Origin of the sequence: Flavobacterium sp. 9AF, assembly GCF_902506265.1 — a bacterium.
Taxonomy (GTDB): domain Bacteria; phylum Bacteroidota; class Bacteroidia; order Flavobacteriales; family Flavobacteriaceae; genus Flavobacterium.
In genome coordinates, this window is the sequence record NZ_LR733556.1 from 721,356 (window position 1) to 737,118 (window position 15,763).

Below are 15,763 nucleotides of genomic sequence, written 5' to 3' on the forward strand. Positions count from 1 at the left end.
TTATTTTTACTAAAATTTATTTCATGAACGTTTTTTTAGAATCTCATAATATTAATAATAAAGCTGGTGGACTTGGAACCTTTAATTATCAATTAATTAATGCTTTTTCAAAATTAGATATTTCAGATTTAGATATCACTCTAAATGCAAAACATCCTGAAAAATTAAGAAAAGAATTTGGAAAAACTTTTCATTATGCAAAATATAGTAGCTTAGAACGCTATCCTTTGTTCCGAAAAAAAACAAAATATGATGTTTGGCATAGCTTAAATCAAAATACCAAAGTGGAGCCATTTTTTAAACCAAAAAAATACATTCTAACCATTCATGATGTTAATTTTGTAGAAGAAATAGCTTCCGACATGCATCATGAAGTAAATAAACGATTCATTGAAAAAATTAATCGAGCAGATGTTATTACTTACATTTCTGAATTTGCAAAGCAACAAACGCATCAGTATTTTTCTGTAAAAGGCAAGCCTGAACATATCATTTATAATGGTAATCCATCAGAAATACTAATTAAAGATATTGCCTTTACTCCTTCCAATCATCCTGTAAACAAACCTTTTTTCTTTTCTATTGGTGATTTTATTCCTAGAAAAAACTTTTTATCATTGGTACAAATGATGGAAAAGATTGAAGATTATAATTTAATTTTAGCGGGAAATAATGATAAAGAATATGGCTATGAAATCCTAAACTATATTAAAAAGGCAAATTTAGGAAACAAAATATTCTTAGTAGGAAAAATTAGTGATGCAGCCAAACAATATTATTTACAGCATTGTACTGCTTTTTTATTCCCATCCATCCGAGAAGGTTTTGGGCTACCACCTATTGAAGCAATGAAATTTAGCAAACCTGTTTTTTTATCAACATTAACTTCTCTTCCAGAAATAGGTGGAGATGCTGCATTTTATTGGGAAAATTTTGACTCAGAATACATGAGAGACTTTTTGTTTTCGAAACTAGAAATTTTTGAAAAAAATAAAGATTTTTTCATTGAGAAAATCAAAGCAAGAGCTGACTTTTTTACTTGGGAAAAAGCGGCAAAAGCCTATTTAAATTTATATAAGGAATAAAATTATTTAAATAGAAACTTAAACCATTGTCCAATATTTTTCTTCATAAGAAACCAATTACTTATTTTCATTGATGAGTCGTTCTTAAAATTATTTAAAACTTCATCTAATGAATTACCATTCATAAATTTTAACGTTTTCCAATCCATTGGATCTAAATAAAAGAATCCTTCAAAATCCTGATAATTGGTTTCATTAACGGCATCCCATTTTTGCATGAAACTCTCTTTGTCGATTTCTTCATTATGTCCCCAATTATCTAATTTCTTAATTAAATCCTCTCTTTCTCTCGACAAACAATCGTGCAATGCTATAGCATCTACATAAATAGAACGGCATTTACCATGACGACCTATCTTATAGTTTGGTATATTGGTAGCCACCATAAACTTGTCAAATAAATCTACATACAAAACACCTGAATTGACATTTTTATATAAATTAATTTTAAAACAACAAATTTGAACATGTTTTTTACTTGTAAGAAAATGATTGTAGGATTGTAATTGAGTAGTAAACTTTTTAAAATCAAAAAAATATTCATCAGCATCTAATTGTATAAGCCAATTTCCAATACCCATTTGATCCGCTAAAAGTTTCCTTTCTCTAATTTCACATTCCATAGTTGAAAGTCCTTCTACAAAGAAATTATCTTCATAAATTTGAATTTTATTTTTAATATCAAACTCTTTCACCCATTCAAAAAATGATGCATCAATATGAATATCCGAACCATTCCATGTTTTTCGGCTTTTATCTATGGCTAAAAAAATAGTATCTGATGCATCATATACAGGAGGAATAGCATTTTTAAGTAATTCATAATCGTATGAAACCAGAAATCCAACTTGTATTTTTTGCATTAATTTAAAGTATTTTGTTCGTTTGTTTTTGTATTTATATTTACTTGAATTGCTCTTATAAATCTTAAAATTTTCTTAATTTTTTTGCAAATATATAGTTTTAATCCTCTAAATTAAAACCTATATTTGCTGTAAATTAAAAAAAAATATTCTAAAATGAAGAGATTAACTGTAATTATGCCTGTTTACAATGGAGAATTATACATTGAAGAGGCTGTAAATAGCCTTTTAAATCAAACTTTTACAGATTTTAATCTATTAATTTTAAATGATAATTCTACAGATTCAACAGTTGAGATAATTGAAAGACTTCAAAAAAAAGACGATAGAATCCAACTTATTTCAAAAACAAAAAATGAAGGTCCTGCAAATTTAAGAAATGAGGGCATTGATAGAGCAGATACTGAATATATTGCATTATTAGATGCAGATGATATTGCTTTACCTACTCGTTTTGAAAAACAAATTACTATTTTGGATAACAATCCCAATTTAGGTCTTTGTGGTACTTGGTTTACTATTTTTGGAGACAAAAAAGAGAAAGTATTACGACATGAGGTGGAACATGATGCATTAAAAGTTCAATTTTTATACAGTTGTGGATTAGGAAATTCAACAGTAATGTTTCGAAAGACTGCATTAGGTAATTTACGATTTGAACATCAATATGTTCCTGCTGAAGATTATGGTTTATGGAGTGAATTTATTGCAAAATCAGAATTTTACAATATTCCTGAATCGTTAGTAAGATATCGTTGGCATCCTGGAAATATTAGTCAAACAAAAGAAGAAAATCTACGAATTGCAGAAGTTGCCATTAAAAAAAGACAATTAGAACGATTAGAAATTCCTTCAAATGATCCAAAAAGTATTTATTATGTAAACGCTGTGTGCTTAAAAAGAAAACAAACTCCTGAAGACATAAAGGAAACCATTTGCGCGGCTAAAATTATATTAGAAAAAAATAAAAATTTAGGTATATACAATCAAGATATGTTATCAAAACATATAGATAAAGTAATCATTAGAACCATTAGAAATACATCTATTTATAACTCCAATTTTTATAAATTTATAAAAAATGAATCGGGTTATTTTAGTAAAATTCCACTAATTGATAAAATAGTTTTTTTTATAAAATCGACTATTTGAATTTTTGAAAAAATCTTTTTAGTTTTCTTACTATTATATTAGCTTTAATAATTTTTCCATTGTATTTTCCTTTACCAATATTGATGGGTTCATATATTTGATAACGAATTCCGAAATTCTCATTCCAATAACCATATTTTAGAGGAGCTTCTGTATTTATTTTAGAAAATTCGAAATTAGGGTTTACAATAGCTTGTATTACTTCCTCATGATTTTTAGGTATATAAAAACAATTTAAATTTTCATATGCAGCTTTCCCTAAAAGAATAACATTTTTTCCAGCATAAGCTGCTTCTGCTCCTACTGTGGAACCAAAAACTATTATTATATCACTTTGATTGATTAAGGCATAAGTATCAACGCTATCTTCTGCACCAATTATTTCGATTGTTGATAATGTTTTTATTTCTTCTTCAATAAATTTATTCTGAGCATTTTTTAATCCTTTTAGATTAGGATGAATCCTTAAATACAATTTAATATCATCTCTATTAGAAAGAGATTCGGCTATTTGTTTAATTCCTATGTTATCATTTTCGTAAAAATAAGGTCCAAATCCCTCTAATCCTTCATATTCGTCTAATGAAGAATTGAAAATAGTAATTACTTTTTTACCATCATTGTTCTTAAAACTCTCTGGTAAACTTCCCTCTTTTTGTTCTTTTGTAAAAGAATACCATGCTTCCTCTACACGCTTTATTCTATTTTTATAGAATTGTTCACCAATTATATTTTTTTCGTCAGTAGCTTGTTCCCAAAGGTATTCCATTTCTTTACTAACGGTTTCAATCGAATGCGGAATAGAATTTTCTCTAAATAAAAACGTATTTAATTTTCCCCCTCTTTCATGGGTTACATAGTTCATATTATTTTGTTGACAAACCCTAAGTAAAGGCCTATTCTCAATAAATCGACCATTAAAAAAAATAACTAAATTGGGATTAATATCTTTTATGATTTTATCAAATGTTTCAAATAAATAAGCACCTGTTTGTATTCCTTTTTTTATAAAATCGGTGTAACTTTCTAATTTAGGTTCATGATCTCTCGTATAAGAAACTAAAGACGATGCTGTAGCCATTCCTAAATCATAACCTTGATAGGTATATTTTTTTAAATCTTGTATTGTAGCAAAATTGTATTGCAACGTTTGTTTAGCTATATAGTCCTCAAAATCAATATAATCTTTATATTCCTTTAGGATTAGCTTTTCTTTATTTTTTATATTTTTAAAAACTTCTTTAACTCCATTTTGAACTCTAGAAATACAAACATTACATATCCATTTATCGCTTGTTGGATTATTAAAACAAACTTTAAAATCTTTTTTACAAATCAACCAATAGATTGTATTATTATTTTCTAATAATCTTTCTATAATTTCCATTTCAGTTTCTAAATGGGGCGTTGGATGATATGAACTTTGAACCAATATGGTTTGATTATGTATGCTATCTAGTGGATTCATTTTTTTAAGAAATAAAGTCGAAAGACATAGGCGTTCCTTTTTCTAATTTTTGATTGGCTCTTTTACCAATAATTTCTGCATAATATTTTGGATGCAATCCAAATCCTGGACGAACAGATCTAAGATTTTCTTTGGTAAATAATTCGCCTTCAGATATATCTTCAGCTATATATAAAGAACGGCTAAAATCTTTACCCTTTGCTTGTTTTTCAGTTAGAGTATAATCAACTATTCCTATCGCTTTTTCAGCTTCGCGAACGGCTTTAACCATTGCAGTAAATTCTTCTTCATTCATTGAAAAAGAAGCATCTGGTCCTCCAATAGCTCGATCTAAAATAAAATGTTTTTCAATAATTTTCGCACCAAAAGTGGTAGCAACTATGGGAACAGTAGCTCCCATGGTATGATCAGATAAACCAGGTATTATTTGAAAACGTTCAGCAAAATCTTTAATCATAATCATATTGGCCTCCTCAATAGGTGCTGGATAGCTTGAAGTACATTTTAATAAAGCAATATCGTTATTTCCTACTCTTTTACAAGCTTCAATTGCTAATTCAATGTCTTTCAATTCTGCAATTCCAGTTGAAATTATAATTGGTTTTTTCTTAGAAGCTACATATTCAATTAATGGAATATCAGTAATTTCAAAAGAAGCAATTTTATATGCTGGTACATTTAATTTTTCTAGAAAATCAACTGCAGAAAAATCAAAAGGAGAAGAAAAACAGATTAGTCCTTCTTCCTGGGCTACTTCCATAATTCTTTGATGCCATTCCCAAGGAGTATAGGCTTCTTTATACAAATCGTGTAATTTTCTTCCATCCCAAATGGTACCTTGAATTACAAAATCAGGTTTGTTAGAATCTAACGTAATAGTATCTGCAGTATATGTTTGTAATTTAATACAATCTGCTCCTGCTCTTTTTGCTGCTCTAACTGTTTCCAAAGCAGTTTCCAAACTTCCATTATGATTAGCTGATAATTCAGCTATTATAAATACAGGGGAGGTATGATGTATGTCGAAATTTCCTATTTTCATTTTTTATAAATATAATGATAACTTCTATAATTTTGATAATCTAATTCATCAACAAGTTGATAACCTGCTTTACTAAAAGATTTTTCAGAGGCTTTATTGGCTATTTTTATATATGCATTTATGTGGTAATCTGGATTTTCTTCAATAAATTTTTCAGAAGCTAAAGTTAACATTTTAGTTGCATATCCTTTACCACGATGTTGATTATCATTAGAAATTCCTATAATCGCTTCATTATTTTCTTGTTTTTGAACTCTTACTTGACCAATAGGCTGATTGATATGATTTTCAAATAAATACATATTACAGTTAGGGTCTTTTATTTTATTTAGGAACCAATTGGTATGGTTTTCCAAAGAAATTAATTCCGATTGATATGAGTTTTCCCTAACAGCAAGATCATTAGCCCAATTGAAATATAAAATTAAATCTTCTTCTGAAGCTTTTCTAAAGGTAATATTTCTATTGATTTTAGAATGATAAACAACATCAATAAATTGGTTATCAAAAAAACAATGCTCTTTTAATCTGGCTTCATTTTTGAAACCACAATTTTCTAAAACTTCATACAAATGTGGCCGTAAATCGAAAGCATAAGTAAAAATTTTATGAAAACCTAAATCGTTAAAAGCGAGTTTTTCTATTAAATCTAAATAAGCGCTCCAATATTGAGAAAAATAATCTTTTTCTAAAGCGGTTTTCATTACAAAAGAAATTTCTGCATTTCCATCTGTCCAATTGATATGTACAAGACCTCCATAACCTATAAAGACATTTCTATAGAAAAAAGAAAATAATAATTGATTGGGTCTATCTTGTTCAAACAAATTAGCAACAATTGTAGCAAAATAAATTTCTTGCTTTGCTACTGTAAGAGGTTCACTTTGTCTTAAATGATATAATTGTTCATTACGAATGTTTAAAATTTCAAATTTATCTTCATCGCGTATAGGTTCGATGTGATATCCATTCGATTCAAAAACATTATTTTTTAAACACTTATAATTTCTCATTTTATAATAACTTTCTAAAAACTGCTTTTGCTGGTGAACCTACAAGAAATTTTTCATAACCAACTTCCAAAGCTTTTTTATAAACATCTAAACTTTCTTTAAAGGCTTTTGCAAAGTAATAAATATCATCTTCAGTATGTGAAAAACAAGGTACAAAAGCTCCTTGAAACAAGATTCCTCTATGAATCATCTCTTGCATAAATAAGGTTCTAAATCCTTGACAAGGCTCTTTTTCAATATTTTTAAATACAAAAACTGGCATCCAAACCGAAGGCATTAGAGTTACATAATCTTGTAATTCACTTTCATGAATTAATTGATTACATAACTCTATCATCTTTTTACCTAGTGCATGATTATGTTCAATTACATTATTATTTTTATAGACATCAATAGTTGCCAAAGCAGCTGTAAGACCATGAGTTTCTCCACCATGTGTTGTAGAAATTAAGAATACTTTTTCTTGACCTTCATTAAGAATACCTCCTAATTCCATAATTTCTTTTTTACCCGTTAAAGCGCAAAAAGAAAAACCATTGGCAATACCTTTTCCCCATGTAGCCATATCAGGTACAATATTATATTTTGTGATGGTTCCTGGAAAGTCAGTCTTAAAACCTGTTACCATTTCATCTGCTATAAATAAAGCTCCGTTTTTATGACATAATTCAATCGCTTGATTTAAAAACTCTTCTACAGATTTATGTTCACAAATTCCTGTTGCGCATTGATTTTTCTCAGGTTCGGTTATTACACAAGCTATTTGATTAGGATATTTTTCAAATAACTCTTTTAATGATTGAATACTGCATCCTTTAAAAGTAACAGAAAGTTCTGTTATTTCATTTGGAACACCTTTATTACAAGCCGTTTTTCCAATAAACCAATCATCATAACTATAAAAAGGATGATCTCCTGGAAAAGCAACTAGTTTTCTTCCAGTAAAAGCTCTAGCCAATTTAACAGCAGCTGTAGTAACAATTGAGCCATTTTTAGAAAACTTAATCATATCGTGTCCAGGAACCAATTCTAAAAATTTTTCTGCTGTTTCTTTTTCCAGATAAGAAGGTCTTTGAAAGTTTACGCCATTTTCAAGTTCTTCTTTAACAGCATCAATTACAGGTTGATATGCATGTCCTAAACTAACACTAGTTAATCCCATTGAACAATCTAAAAATTGATTTCCATCAATATCCCATATATAAGCTCCTTTACCTCTCTTAATGGCTGCTGGAGACAAAATAGGAAACTGGTCATCACCTTTTGAATAGGTATGACAACCACCAGGAATTAATTTATGAATAGTATTTCTATATTCGTCAGAAGCAACAAAATTTGTTATGTTGCGTAATTTAATTTCTTCAAATTTACTTTTCATATAACCTTGATTTCTAATTATAGAACTGTTTATTTCTTTTATTTTAATATTATTTAAGAGGTAATCTGCATAAACCTTCCAAGATTGATTCGCACCTAAATTATCGATTAAATGACTAATAACTTTAAAATCAGACATCTCATCTACTGTCATTCTAAGAGAAGCATATTTAGAATCAATGTAGTTATTAGAATATTTAGACAAATCAATACTTCTGCGAATATAAGGTGTTACATGCTCTCGATCTGCTTTTAATGTTGCATTTTCCCATGCCTTTTTTAATTGGTAAAATGAAAAGACTTCAATATCAAGTCCATCTGGATATTTATCTTCAAAAACATTTGAAAAATAGTCTAAATTTTCTTTTAAGCAAAAATCAACTGTTTCATCAATTAAAGCCGGATCAATTAATGGACAATCTGATGTTACTCTTACTACATAATCTGCATTTTTGTTTTTTACTGATTGATAAAAACGATCTAATACATCATACAAATCACCTTTATAATAAGCTAATCCTAAGTTTGAAGCAATTTCACAAATTGTATTAGAATGCTCCTCATTTGTAGTTGCAACTAACCATTCATTTACCAATTTAGATTGTTTTATGCGTTCTAAGTGATATTCTAATAAAGTTTTACCTTGAATGGGTAATAAAACTTTTCTTGGCAATCTTGATGAACCAATTCTAGCTTGCGTTATACCAATTATTTTTACCAATTTACCGGATTTAATAGTTCTTTATGCATTACTTGTATAGCATTAATTTCCTCAAAAATAAAATCATTTGATTTCCAATTTTGTATTGAAAGTATATTTTCTTCTAATTGAATTGCATTTTCGACACCAATTACTACTTTGTCAATATACGAATTAGTATAGGCAAAATTTAGAGCCAAATCGTTCATATTAATTTCATATTTTTTAGCAATTTGTCTTAATTGAAATAGTTCATTTTTTAAAGGTACTATTTTTTCTGGTAAGGCATTTAAATCTAAGAAATATAATCCTTGTAAAAATACAGATCGACAATGAATCTCTACTCCTTTGGATTTCAAATCCTTAAAATAAGGTCCAAATTTTTGATCCAAAAGACTAAAAGGAATCTGAATAATATCTGGAATTAATTTTAACGTCAATAAGTGTTCTAATTGCTCCGTTGTGTACAACGAATAGCCAATTTTTTGGATTTTATTTTCTTGTTTTAATTTTACTAATACTTCCCATAATTGTGGATTTTCGATTAAAAAATCGCCATTATGAGCCATAAATCCATATAAATTATCTCTTTTTAATCGAGAAATAGAATTTAAAATAATAGTTTCTAATTCCGATTTAGAATCTGTTTTTGGAAATTTTGAAATGATATCAGCATGAAATGGTAGAAAATTTGAAATTCTTTCTTCTGCATTTCCATAGGCAATAGCTGTATCGAAAGTACATATATTATTTGCTATTGATGTATGAAAAATAGCTTTCAAATCTGAATCTGTTGGAACTCCTTTATTATTAGAAATTCCATATTTTAATCCAAACTGTACGGTTCCTAAAGCAAGTTTCAATTAGCTATAAAATTTAAAAATAGTATCAATTACAAAATTTTGCTCCTCGTCTGACAATGTTGGATACATAGGTAAGCTTATACAATTTCTATAATAGTTTTCTGCTTCAGGGTGATCTCCTTCCTTATTACCTAATTGTCTATAATATGGCATTAAATGACATGGTATATAATGTATTTGAGCAAAAATCTTGTTTTCTCTTAAGTAATTGTATAATCCTAATCGATTTTCCACTTCTAATACATATAAATGATAAGCATGGCCTTCTACATCTCCAGATTGTCCTTTTAAAAATGAAGCATTTTTAAACGATTCAAAATATTTTTTTGCTATAGCTCTTCTACGACCAATGCCATCATTTGCTTTATCTAACTGACTAATTCCTAATGCAGCTTGAAAATCAGTAAAACGATAATTATATCCTAGTGTTTGCATCTCCATGTACCATCCTGGATAATTTTGATTATGCGCATTTGTACCGTTTGCAAATTCAAGTGAATTTTGAAAAGCATCTACATCACGAGTAATTCCGTGAGTTCTTAGCATTAACAATTTCTTATAAAGGTTTTCATCATTTGTTGTTATCATTCCTCCTTCTCCAGTTGCAATGTGTTTCACTGGATGAAAAGAAAATATGGCTAAATCTGCAAAGTTTCCATTACCACAATTTTGTATTTTTCCTTCACTATCTACAAAATAACCTCCAGGTGCATGACAAGCATCTTCTATTATCCAGAGATTATATTCCTCTGCTATTATTTTAAGTTCTTCAAGATTTACAGCTCTTCCTGCAAAATCTACTGGAATTATTCCTTTGAAAGTTCCTTTAGGATATTGCTCTAAAAGTTTTTTTATCTTAGGAATATCAATTAAATAAGTATTTGAATCAATATCAGAAAAGACAACTTCTCCACCACAATATTGTATACAATTAGCCGAAGCTGCAAAAGTAATGGGTGTAGTTATAACTTTCGAGTTATTATCTACATCTAGAGCTAAAGCGCATAAATGCAAAGCAGCCGTGCCATTAGCAACAGCTACACTATATTTACATCCTATATAAGAAGAGAATTTTTTTTCAAATTCTAAAATAGTCGGACCTTGTGTAAGAAAATCACCTTTTAAAGCTTGAGTAACAGCTAAAATATCTTCTTCAGTTATATTTTGTTTTCCGTATGGTATCATAGTTTAAGCTTCAAAATCTGGATATAAATGCTCTTTTATTAGGCTTCTTAAAGTTTGTACTGTTTCCCATTCTTCATTTTCGCCTGAATTATAGCTAAAGCCTACAGGAACTTTTTCTGCTTTAAATTCTTTTACATAATCTTCTAAATTCCAATTGGTTACTTGAGGTAAAATAACATAATATTTTCCTAAATCATAAGTAGTAAATGAATCTGAAGCAGTAATCATTTCTTCATGAATCTTTTCTCCAGGTCTAATCCCTACAATTTCTTGCTTACAATTAGGACCAATAGCTTCAGCAACATCAGTAATTTTGTATGATGGAATTTTGGGTACATATAATTCACCACCCCATGCTTCGTCTAAAGCATGCAATACCATTTCTACACCTCCTTTTAAAGAAATATTAAAACGAGTCATATTGGGATCAGTAATAGGTAAAACTCCTTCAGATTTTTTATTCATAAAGAAAGGAATAACAGAGCCATTCGACCCCATAACATTTCCATATCTAACCACAGAAAATTTAATATCCTGCTTACCTCTTATATTATTTGCAGCTATAAATAACTTGTCCGAAGTAAGTTTAGTTGCTCCATATAGGTTAATGGGTGCACACGCTTTATCTGTAGAAAGAGCAACAACTCTTGAAACATTAGAACTTAAGCATGCTTTAATAACATTTTCTGCACCACCAATATTCGTTTTTACACATTCGTCTGGGTTATATTCTGCTATATGAACGTGTTTCATTGCTGCAGCATGAATAACATAATCAATATCTGTAAAGGCTCTTTTTAATCTTTCTAAATCTCTCACATCTCCAATAAAATATCGAATAGCTGGATATTTATGCTCTGGAAACTCTTGAGCCATTTGAAATTGTTTTTGTTCATCTCTAGAATAAATTACCAGTCTTCTTACATTAGGCCAATTTTCTAAAATAGTTTTTGTTAATTCTTTTCCTAAAGAACCAGTTCCACCAGTAATTAAAATTGATTTATTATTTAACATGTTATTTTTTTTCTAACTGCAAATATATGAACTCTAATTTATTTTCTTTTTATTATTATAATATCTTTGCGCTATAATTTAATGCAATGGACGTTAATACAGAAATACACAATGCCTTCGAAGTAATAAAAAATGGAGGAATTATACTTTATCCCACTGATACAGTATGGGGAATTGGTTGTGATGCCACTAATGAAGAAGCCATAAAAAAAATATATGCTTTAAAAAAGAGAGAAGAAAGTAAAAGTATGATTGTCTTAGTCAATGGAGAACGCATGATGCATCAGGTTTTTAATGAAATTCCTGAAGTAGCTTGGCAGATTCTAGATTTCTCTGATAAACCAACTACTTTAATACTCGATAGACCTAAAAATGTAGCAAAAAATATAATTGCAGAGGATAATTCCTTAGCCGTAAGAATGGTAACTGAACCTTTTTGTTATAAATTAATGGAGCGTATGAAAAAACCATTAGTATCCACTTCTGCCAATATTTCTGGTATGCCTACACCACAATCCTTCAAAGAAATTGCTTCTGAAATTTTAAAAGGTGTGGACTATGTTGTAAATTTACATCGTGAAAAAAATAATAGTAAACCTTCTACAATAATTAAGCTAGGATTAGACAGTCAGGTTAAAATTATTAGAAAATAAATTAATATGCCAATCTACAATTAGTCAATTTGTCACTGTAAATTGACTAATTTAAATATTGACTAATTTAAAAAAATGAATTACAAACAACATCTCGATAATAAAATATTTGAAATTGTCTCAAAAGCCGCTTCCCAACTAAATTTAGAATGTTATGTTATTGGAGGTTTTGTAAGAGACATTTTATTAGAACGAAATCACAAAAAAGATATTGATATTGTTGCAGTAGGTAGTGGTATAGCACTAGCTCTAAAAGTATCTGAACTTATCCCAAGCAATCCTAAAGTACAAGTTTTTAAAAACTATGGTACAGCCATGTTGCGTTTTCAGGACATGGACATTGAATTTGTGGGAGCTCGAAAAGAATCATATAATAGAGATAGTCGTAAACCAATTGTAGAAAATGGCACATTAAAAGATGACCAAGAAAGACGTGATTTTACAATAAATGCTTTAGCTTTTTCATTAAACAAAGTGAATTTTGGTGAATTATTGGATCCTTTTAATGGTGTTGAAGACTTAAAAAATAAAATTATTCGTACTCCTTTAGATCCTGACATTACCTATTCTGATGATCCTTTACGAATGTTAAGAGCGATTCGTTTTGCTAGTCAATTGCATTTTGAAATTGAAACAGAATCTTTAGATGCTATTTCTCGAAACAAGGAAAGAATTAATATCATATCTGGGGAAAGAATTGTAGAAGAATTCAATAAAATTTTATCCTCTCAAAAACCTTCTATTGGTTTTCTTTTATTACATCAAACAGGTTTATTAGATATTATTTTACCTGAATTGACAGCTCTTAATAATGTTGAAGAAGTTGAAGGTCATACACATAAAAACAACTTTTATCATAGTTTAGAAGTGGTAGATAATATTTGTCCAAATACTGATGATGTTTGGTTGAGATGGGCTGCTTTATTACATGATATTGGTAAAGCACCTACGAAAAGATTCAATAAAAAACAAGGTTGGACTTTTCACGGACATGAATTTTTAGGAGGCAAAATGGTAAAGCGCATTTTTGAACGCTTGCATATGCCTTTGAATCAAAAATTAAAATTTGTACAGAAAATGGTCACTATGAGTTCGAGACCCATTGTACTGGCTCAAGATATCGTTACTGATTCAGCAGTGCGTAGATTGGTCTTTGATGCAGGTGAAGATGTTGAAAGTTTAATGACCTTGTGTGAAGCCGATATTACTACCAAAAACCCAAAAAAGTTTAGCAAATATCATAACAATTTCAAAATTGTACGTCAGAAAATTGTAGAAGTTGAAGAAAGAGATCATGTTCGTAATTTTCAACCACCCATTACTGGTGAAGAGATTATGGAATTATTTGGTTTAAAACCAGGTAGAGAAATTGGCGTTTTAAAAGAAGCAGTTAAAGAAGCTATTTTAGAAGGAGAAATTCCAAATGAATATGAAAAAGCTCTGGCTTTTGTTGTTCAAAAAGCAGAAAAAATGGGTTTAAAGAAAGTTAATTAAGTTGTTAACTTATATTTTTAATTGTATTGAATATAATTATTTATGAAAAAATATTTTTTACCAATAACTAAAATAGCCTTAATACTAGTTTATTTAGTAATTGTAGCAGGTGCTTTAGTTCGCATGACAGGTTCTGGAATGGGTTGCCCAGACTGGCCAAAATGTTTTGGTTATTATATTCCACCAACAGAAGAAAGTGAATTGCTTTTTACCCCAAATAAGTCTTACAAAAAAGGAATGGTTATTATTAAAAACCAAAGTTTATTAGTTGCTAGAGAAGATTTTACAACAACAAATACCTTTTCGGAAGCTAATTGGGAAAAATATACAAAACATGATTATGCCATTTTCAATCCTTCGCATACTTGGGTTGAATATATCAATCGCTTGTTTGGTGCTTTAGCAGGAATTGCTTGTTTTGCAAGTTTTATTGTTTCTTTTTCTTTTTGGAAAACCAATAAAAAATTAGTGTTTTATACTTTTATAATTTGCTTTTTAATGGGATTTCAGGCTTGGCTTGGAAAAACTGTTGTAGATTCAGTTTTAAACCCTGTAAAAATTACAACACATATGCTCGCTGCTTTTCTTATTGTGGGGCTTCAATTGTATTTAATTTTTTATTTTCAGAAAAATCAATCGAAAGTATTTACATACCATTCCAATTTCAAAACAGCTTTAGTAATTACTTTGGTTTTAACCTTAGTTCAAGTAGTGTTAGGAACTGCAGTTAGAGAACATGTAGATACGATTTCTGAAACGGGTTTACCAAAGGAAACTTGGTTGCAAAATCCTACTCTATCTTTCTATATTCACAGAAGTTTTTCTATTTTGGTTACCCTTGCAATTGGTTATTTAGTGTATTTAAATTCTAGATTAAAATTAGGTTATACCAAAATAAAATTTGCAGCAGCTCTTGTTGTATTTGAAATTCTTTCTGGAATAGCTATGTATTATTTTTATTTCCCTTTTGGATCACAAACCATACATATTGTATTATCTTCACTCCTGTTTGGATTTTTATTCTATTTGGTTTTAGAGAGTTTTCAAAGTAAAAAACAATTATTAAACTAAAATTTTATTCTAACCAACTTTTAAAATCATTTACGCGTTCTCGAGCCACAATTACCTCATCTTCTTTATAGGAAGGAAGAATAATTTTTAGTCGTGAATTTGTATGCATTTGAATTTCCTTAATTCCTTTTAAAGGTATAATGAATTTTCGATTGATTCTAAAAAAATCTTTAGGATTTAAGTCGCTTTCTAGTTGCTCCATTGTAGTATCTAAAAGATAATCTCTATTGTCGAAAGTATGTAAATAAGTTCCTTTATTTTCACTAAAAAAGCATTCTACTTCTTGAATAGGAATTACTTTTATTTGCTGGCCTATTTTTACAGAAAAACGAGATTTATATTCTCTTTCAACAGGATTTATTAGCATTCTTTTAATTGCTTCAAAATCTAAACTCACTGTGTTATTTGTATTTGTTCTTGCTTTAAATTTAGAAATTGCCGTCTCTAAATCGTCTTCATCTATAGGCTTTAATAAATAATCGATACTATTCAATTTGAAAGCTCTTAAAGCATATTCATCGTATGCAGTAGTAAAAATAATAGCACTTTTTATATCTATTTGCTCAAAAATTTCAAAAGACAAACCATCAGATAACTGAATATCTAAAAAAATTAAATCGGGATGTGCATTGTTTTGGAACCAATTTAAAGCTTCTTCTACAGAATGCAACATTTGATTTACTTCTAGACCTAATTTTTCTACTTTGCGTTGCAACAATCTTGCCGCAGGTTTTTCATCTTCAATTATAATAATGTTCATTTGACTATCGATTTTTTATGAGT

At 29.0% G+C, this 15,763-nt stretch carries 14 protein-coding genes; 5 read left to right on the top strand and 9 right to left on the bottom strand.

Features of this window, described 5'->3' with window-relative positions; all coding sequences use genetic code 11:
• Positions 1 to 23 precede the first annotated feature (23 nt).
• Entirely contained in the window at positions 24 to 1,085 is a 1,062-nt protein-coding gene (locus HALO113_RS03350; RefSeq protein WP_159777670.1) for a glycosyltransferase family 1 protein, read from the top strand.
• A gap of 2 nt (positions 1,086 to 1,087) precedes the next feature.
• Here HALO113_RS03350 and HALO113_RS03355 read toward each other — a convergent pair whose 3' ends face one another.
• On the bottom strand, positions 1,088 to 1,948 hold the full coding sequence (locus HALO113_RS03355) for a hypothetical protein (protein ID WP_159777671.1): 861 nt from the start codon (positions 1,946 to 1,948) through the stop codon (positions 1,088 to 1,090).
• A 156-nt stretch (positions 1,949 to 2,104) separates the two neighbouring features.
• Between HALO113_RS03355 and HALO113_RS03360 the strand changes: the two genes are divergently transcribed.
• Positions 2,105 to 3,100, top strand: a complete 996-nt coding sequence (locus HALO113_RS03360) for a glycosyltransferase family 2 protein (protein WP_159777672.1) — start codon at positions 2,105 to 2,107, stop codon at positions 3,098 to 3,100.
• On the opposite strand, the gene HALO113_RS03365 is transcribed toward HALO113_RS03360, so the two are convergent.
• The 7 genes from HALO113_RS03365 to pseB are packed head-to-tail and all read right to left on the bottom strand — an operon-like array spanning position 3,093 to position 11,762.
• Entirely contained in the window at positions 3,093 to 4,568 is a 1,476-nt protein-coding gene (locus tag HALO113_RS03365) for a hypothetical protein (protein ID WP_159777673.1), read from the bottom strand. The two genes, HALO113_RS03360 and HALO113_RS03365, sit on opposite strands and share 8 nt — an antisense overlap.
• Before the next feature lie 4 nt (positions 4,569 to 4,572).
• Positions 4,573 to 5,610, bottom strand: coding sequence for a pseudaminic acid synthase (gene pseI, locus HALO113_RS03370; protein WP_159777674.1), 1,038 nt, complete (start codon positions 5,608 to 5,610; stop codon positions 4,573 to 4,575).
• Positions 5,607 to 6,623 (bottom strand): GNAT family N-acetyltransferase, encoded by a 1,017-nt coding sequence (locus HALO113_RS03375; protein WP_159777675.1) that lies wholly within the window; start codon positions 6,621 to 6,623, stop codon positions 5,607 to 5,609. The genes pseI and HALO113_RS03375 overlap by 4 nt, the downstream gene beginning before the upstream one ends.
• Position 6,624: 1 nt before the next feature.
• Positions 6,625 to 8,721 (bottom strand): glutamate-1-semialdehyde 2,1-aminomutase, encoded by a 2,097-nt coding sequence (locus HALO113_RS03380; RefSeq protein WP_159777676.1) that lies wholly within the window; start codon positions 8,719 to 8,721, stop codon positions 6,625 to 6,627.
• Positions 8,715 to 9,563: an aldo/keto reductase gene (locus tag HALO113_RS03385; protein WP_159777677.1), complete on the bottom strand. Its 849-nt coding sequence runs from the start codon at positions 9,561 to 9,563 to the stop codon at positions 8,715 to 8,717. The genes HALO113_RS03380 and HALO113_RS03385 overlap by 7 nt, the downstream gene beginning before the upstream one ends.
• Positions 9,564 to 10,748: a UDP-4-amino-4,6-dideoxy-N-acetyl-beta-L-altrosamine transaminase gene (gene pseC, locus HALO113_RS03390; protein ID WP_159777678.1), complete on the bottom strand. Its 1,185-nt coding sequence runs from the start codon at positions 10,746 to 10,748 to the stop codon at positions 9,564 to 9,566.
• A gap of 3 nt (positions 10,749 to 10,751) precedes the next feature.
• Complete coding sequence (pseB, locus tag HALO113_RS03395; RefSeq protein WP_159777679.1) at positions 10,752 to 11,762, bottom strand: UDP-N-acetylglucosamine 4,6-dehydratase (inverting); 1,011 nt, start codon at positions 11,760 to 11,762, stop codon at positions 10,752 to 10,754.
• A gap of 86 nt (positions 11,763 to 11,848) precedes the next feature.
• On the opposite strand from pseB, the gene HALO113_RS03400 reads away from it, so the two are divergent.
• The 3 genes from HALO113_RS03400 to HALO113_RS03410 all read left to right on the top strand — a co-directional run bounded on the left by HALO113_RS03400 (position 11,849) and on the right by HALO113_RS03410 (position 14,980).
• On the top strand, positions 11,849 to 12,415 hold the full coding sequence (locus HALO113_RS03400) for an L-threonylcarbamoyladenylate synthase (RefSeq protein WP_159777680.1): 567 nt from the start codon (positions 11,849 to 11,851) through the stop codon (positions 12,413 to 12,415).
• Positions 12,416 to 12,490: 75 nt separating this feature from the next.
• The gene (locus HALO113_RS03405) at positions 12,491 to 13,909 is read left to right on the top strand and encodes a CCA tRNA nucleotidyltransferase (protein WP_159777681.1); all 1,419 of its coding nucleotides are present in this window, start codon (positions 12,491 to 12,493) and stop codon (positions 13,907 to 13,909) included.
• A gap of 42 nt (positions 13,910 to 13,951) precedes the next feature.
• Positions 13,952 to 14,980: a heme A synthase gene (locus HALO113_RS03410; protein WP_159777682.1), complete on the top strand. Its 1,029-nt coding sequence runs from the start codon at positions 13,952 to 13,954 to the stop codon at positions 14,978 to 14,980.
• A gap of 4 nt (positions 14,981 to 14,984) precedes the next feature.
• Here the strand turns inward: HALO113_RS03410 and HALO113_RS03415 are convergent, their stop codons facing one another.
• Positions 14,985 to 15,740 carry a LytTR family DNA-binding domain-containing protein gene (locus HALO113_RS03415; protein ID WP_159777683.1) on the bottom strand — a complete coding sequence of 252 codons (756 nt, stop codon included), beginning with the start codon at positions 15,738 to 15,740 and terminating at the stop codon, positions 14,985 to 14,987.
• Positions 15,741 to 15,763 lie beyond the last annotated feature (23 nt).

Coding starts and splice junctions, on each gene's coding strand:
- HALO113_RS03405 (WP_159777681.1), top strand. CDS start 12,491: ATGAATTACAAACAACATCTCGATAATAAAATATTTGAAATTGTCTCA.
- HALO113_RS03365 (WP_159777673.1), bottom strand. CDS start 4,568: ATGAATCCACTAGATAGCATACATAATCAAACCATATTGGTTCAAAGT.
- pseC (WP_159777678.1), bottom strand. CDS start 10,748: ATGATACCATACGGAAAACAAAATATAACTGAAGAAGATATTTTAGCT.
- HALO113_RS03350 (WP_159777670.1), top strand. CDS start 24: ATGAACGTTTTTTTAGAATCTCATAATATTAATAATAAAGCTGGTGGA.
- HALO113_RS03375 (WP_159777675.1), bottom strand. CDS start 6,623: ATGAGAAATTATAAGTGTTTAAAAAATAATGTTTTTGAATCGAATGGA.
- pseI (WP_159777674.1), bottom strand. CDS start 5,610: ATGAAAATAGGAAATTTCGACATACATCATACCTCCCCTGTATTTATA.
- pseB (WP_159777679.1), bottom strand. CDS start 11,762: ATGTTAAATAATAAATCAATTTTAATTACTGGTGGAACTGGTTCTTTA.
- HALO113_RS03360 (WP_159777672.1), top strand. CDS start 2,105: ATGAAGAGATTAACTGTAATTATGCCTGTTTACAATGGAGAATTATAC.
- HALO113_RS03355 (WP_159777671.1), bottom strand. CDS start 1,948: ATGCAAAAAATACAAGTTGGATTTCTGGTTTCATACGATTATGAATTA.
- HALO113_RS03410 (WP_159777682.1), top strand. CDS start 13,952: ATGAAAAAATATTTTTTACCAATAACTAAAATAGCCTTAATACTAGTT.
- HALO113_RS03415 (WP_159777683.1), bottom strand. CDS start 15,740: ATGAACATTATTATAATTGAAGATGAAAAACCTGCGGCAAGATTGTTG.
- HALO113_RS03400 (WP_159777680.1), top strand. CDS start 11,849: ATGGACGTTAATACAGAAATACACAATGCCTTCGAAGTAATAAAAAAT.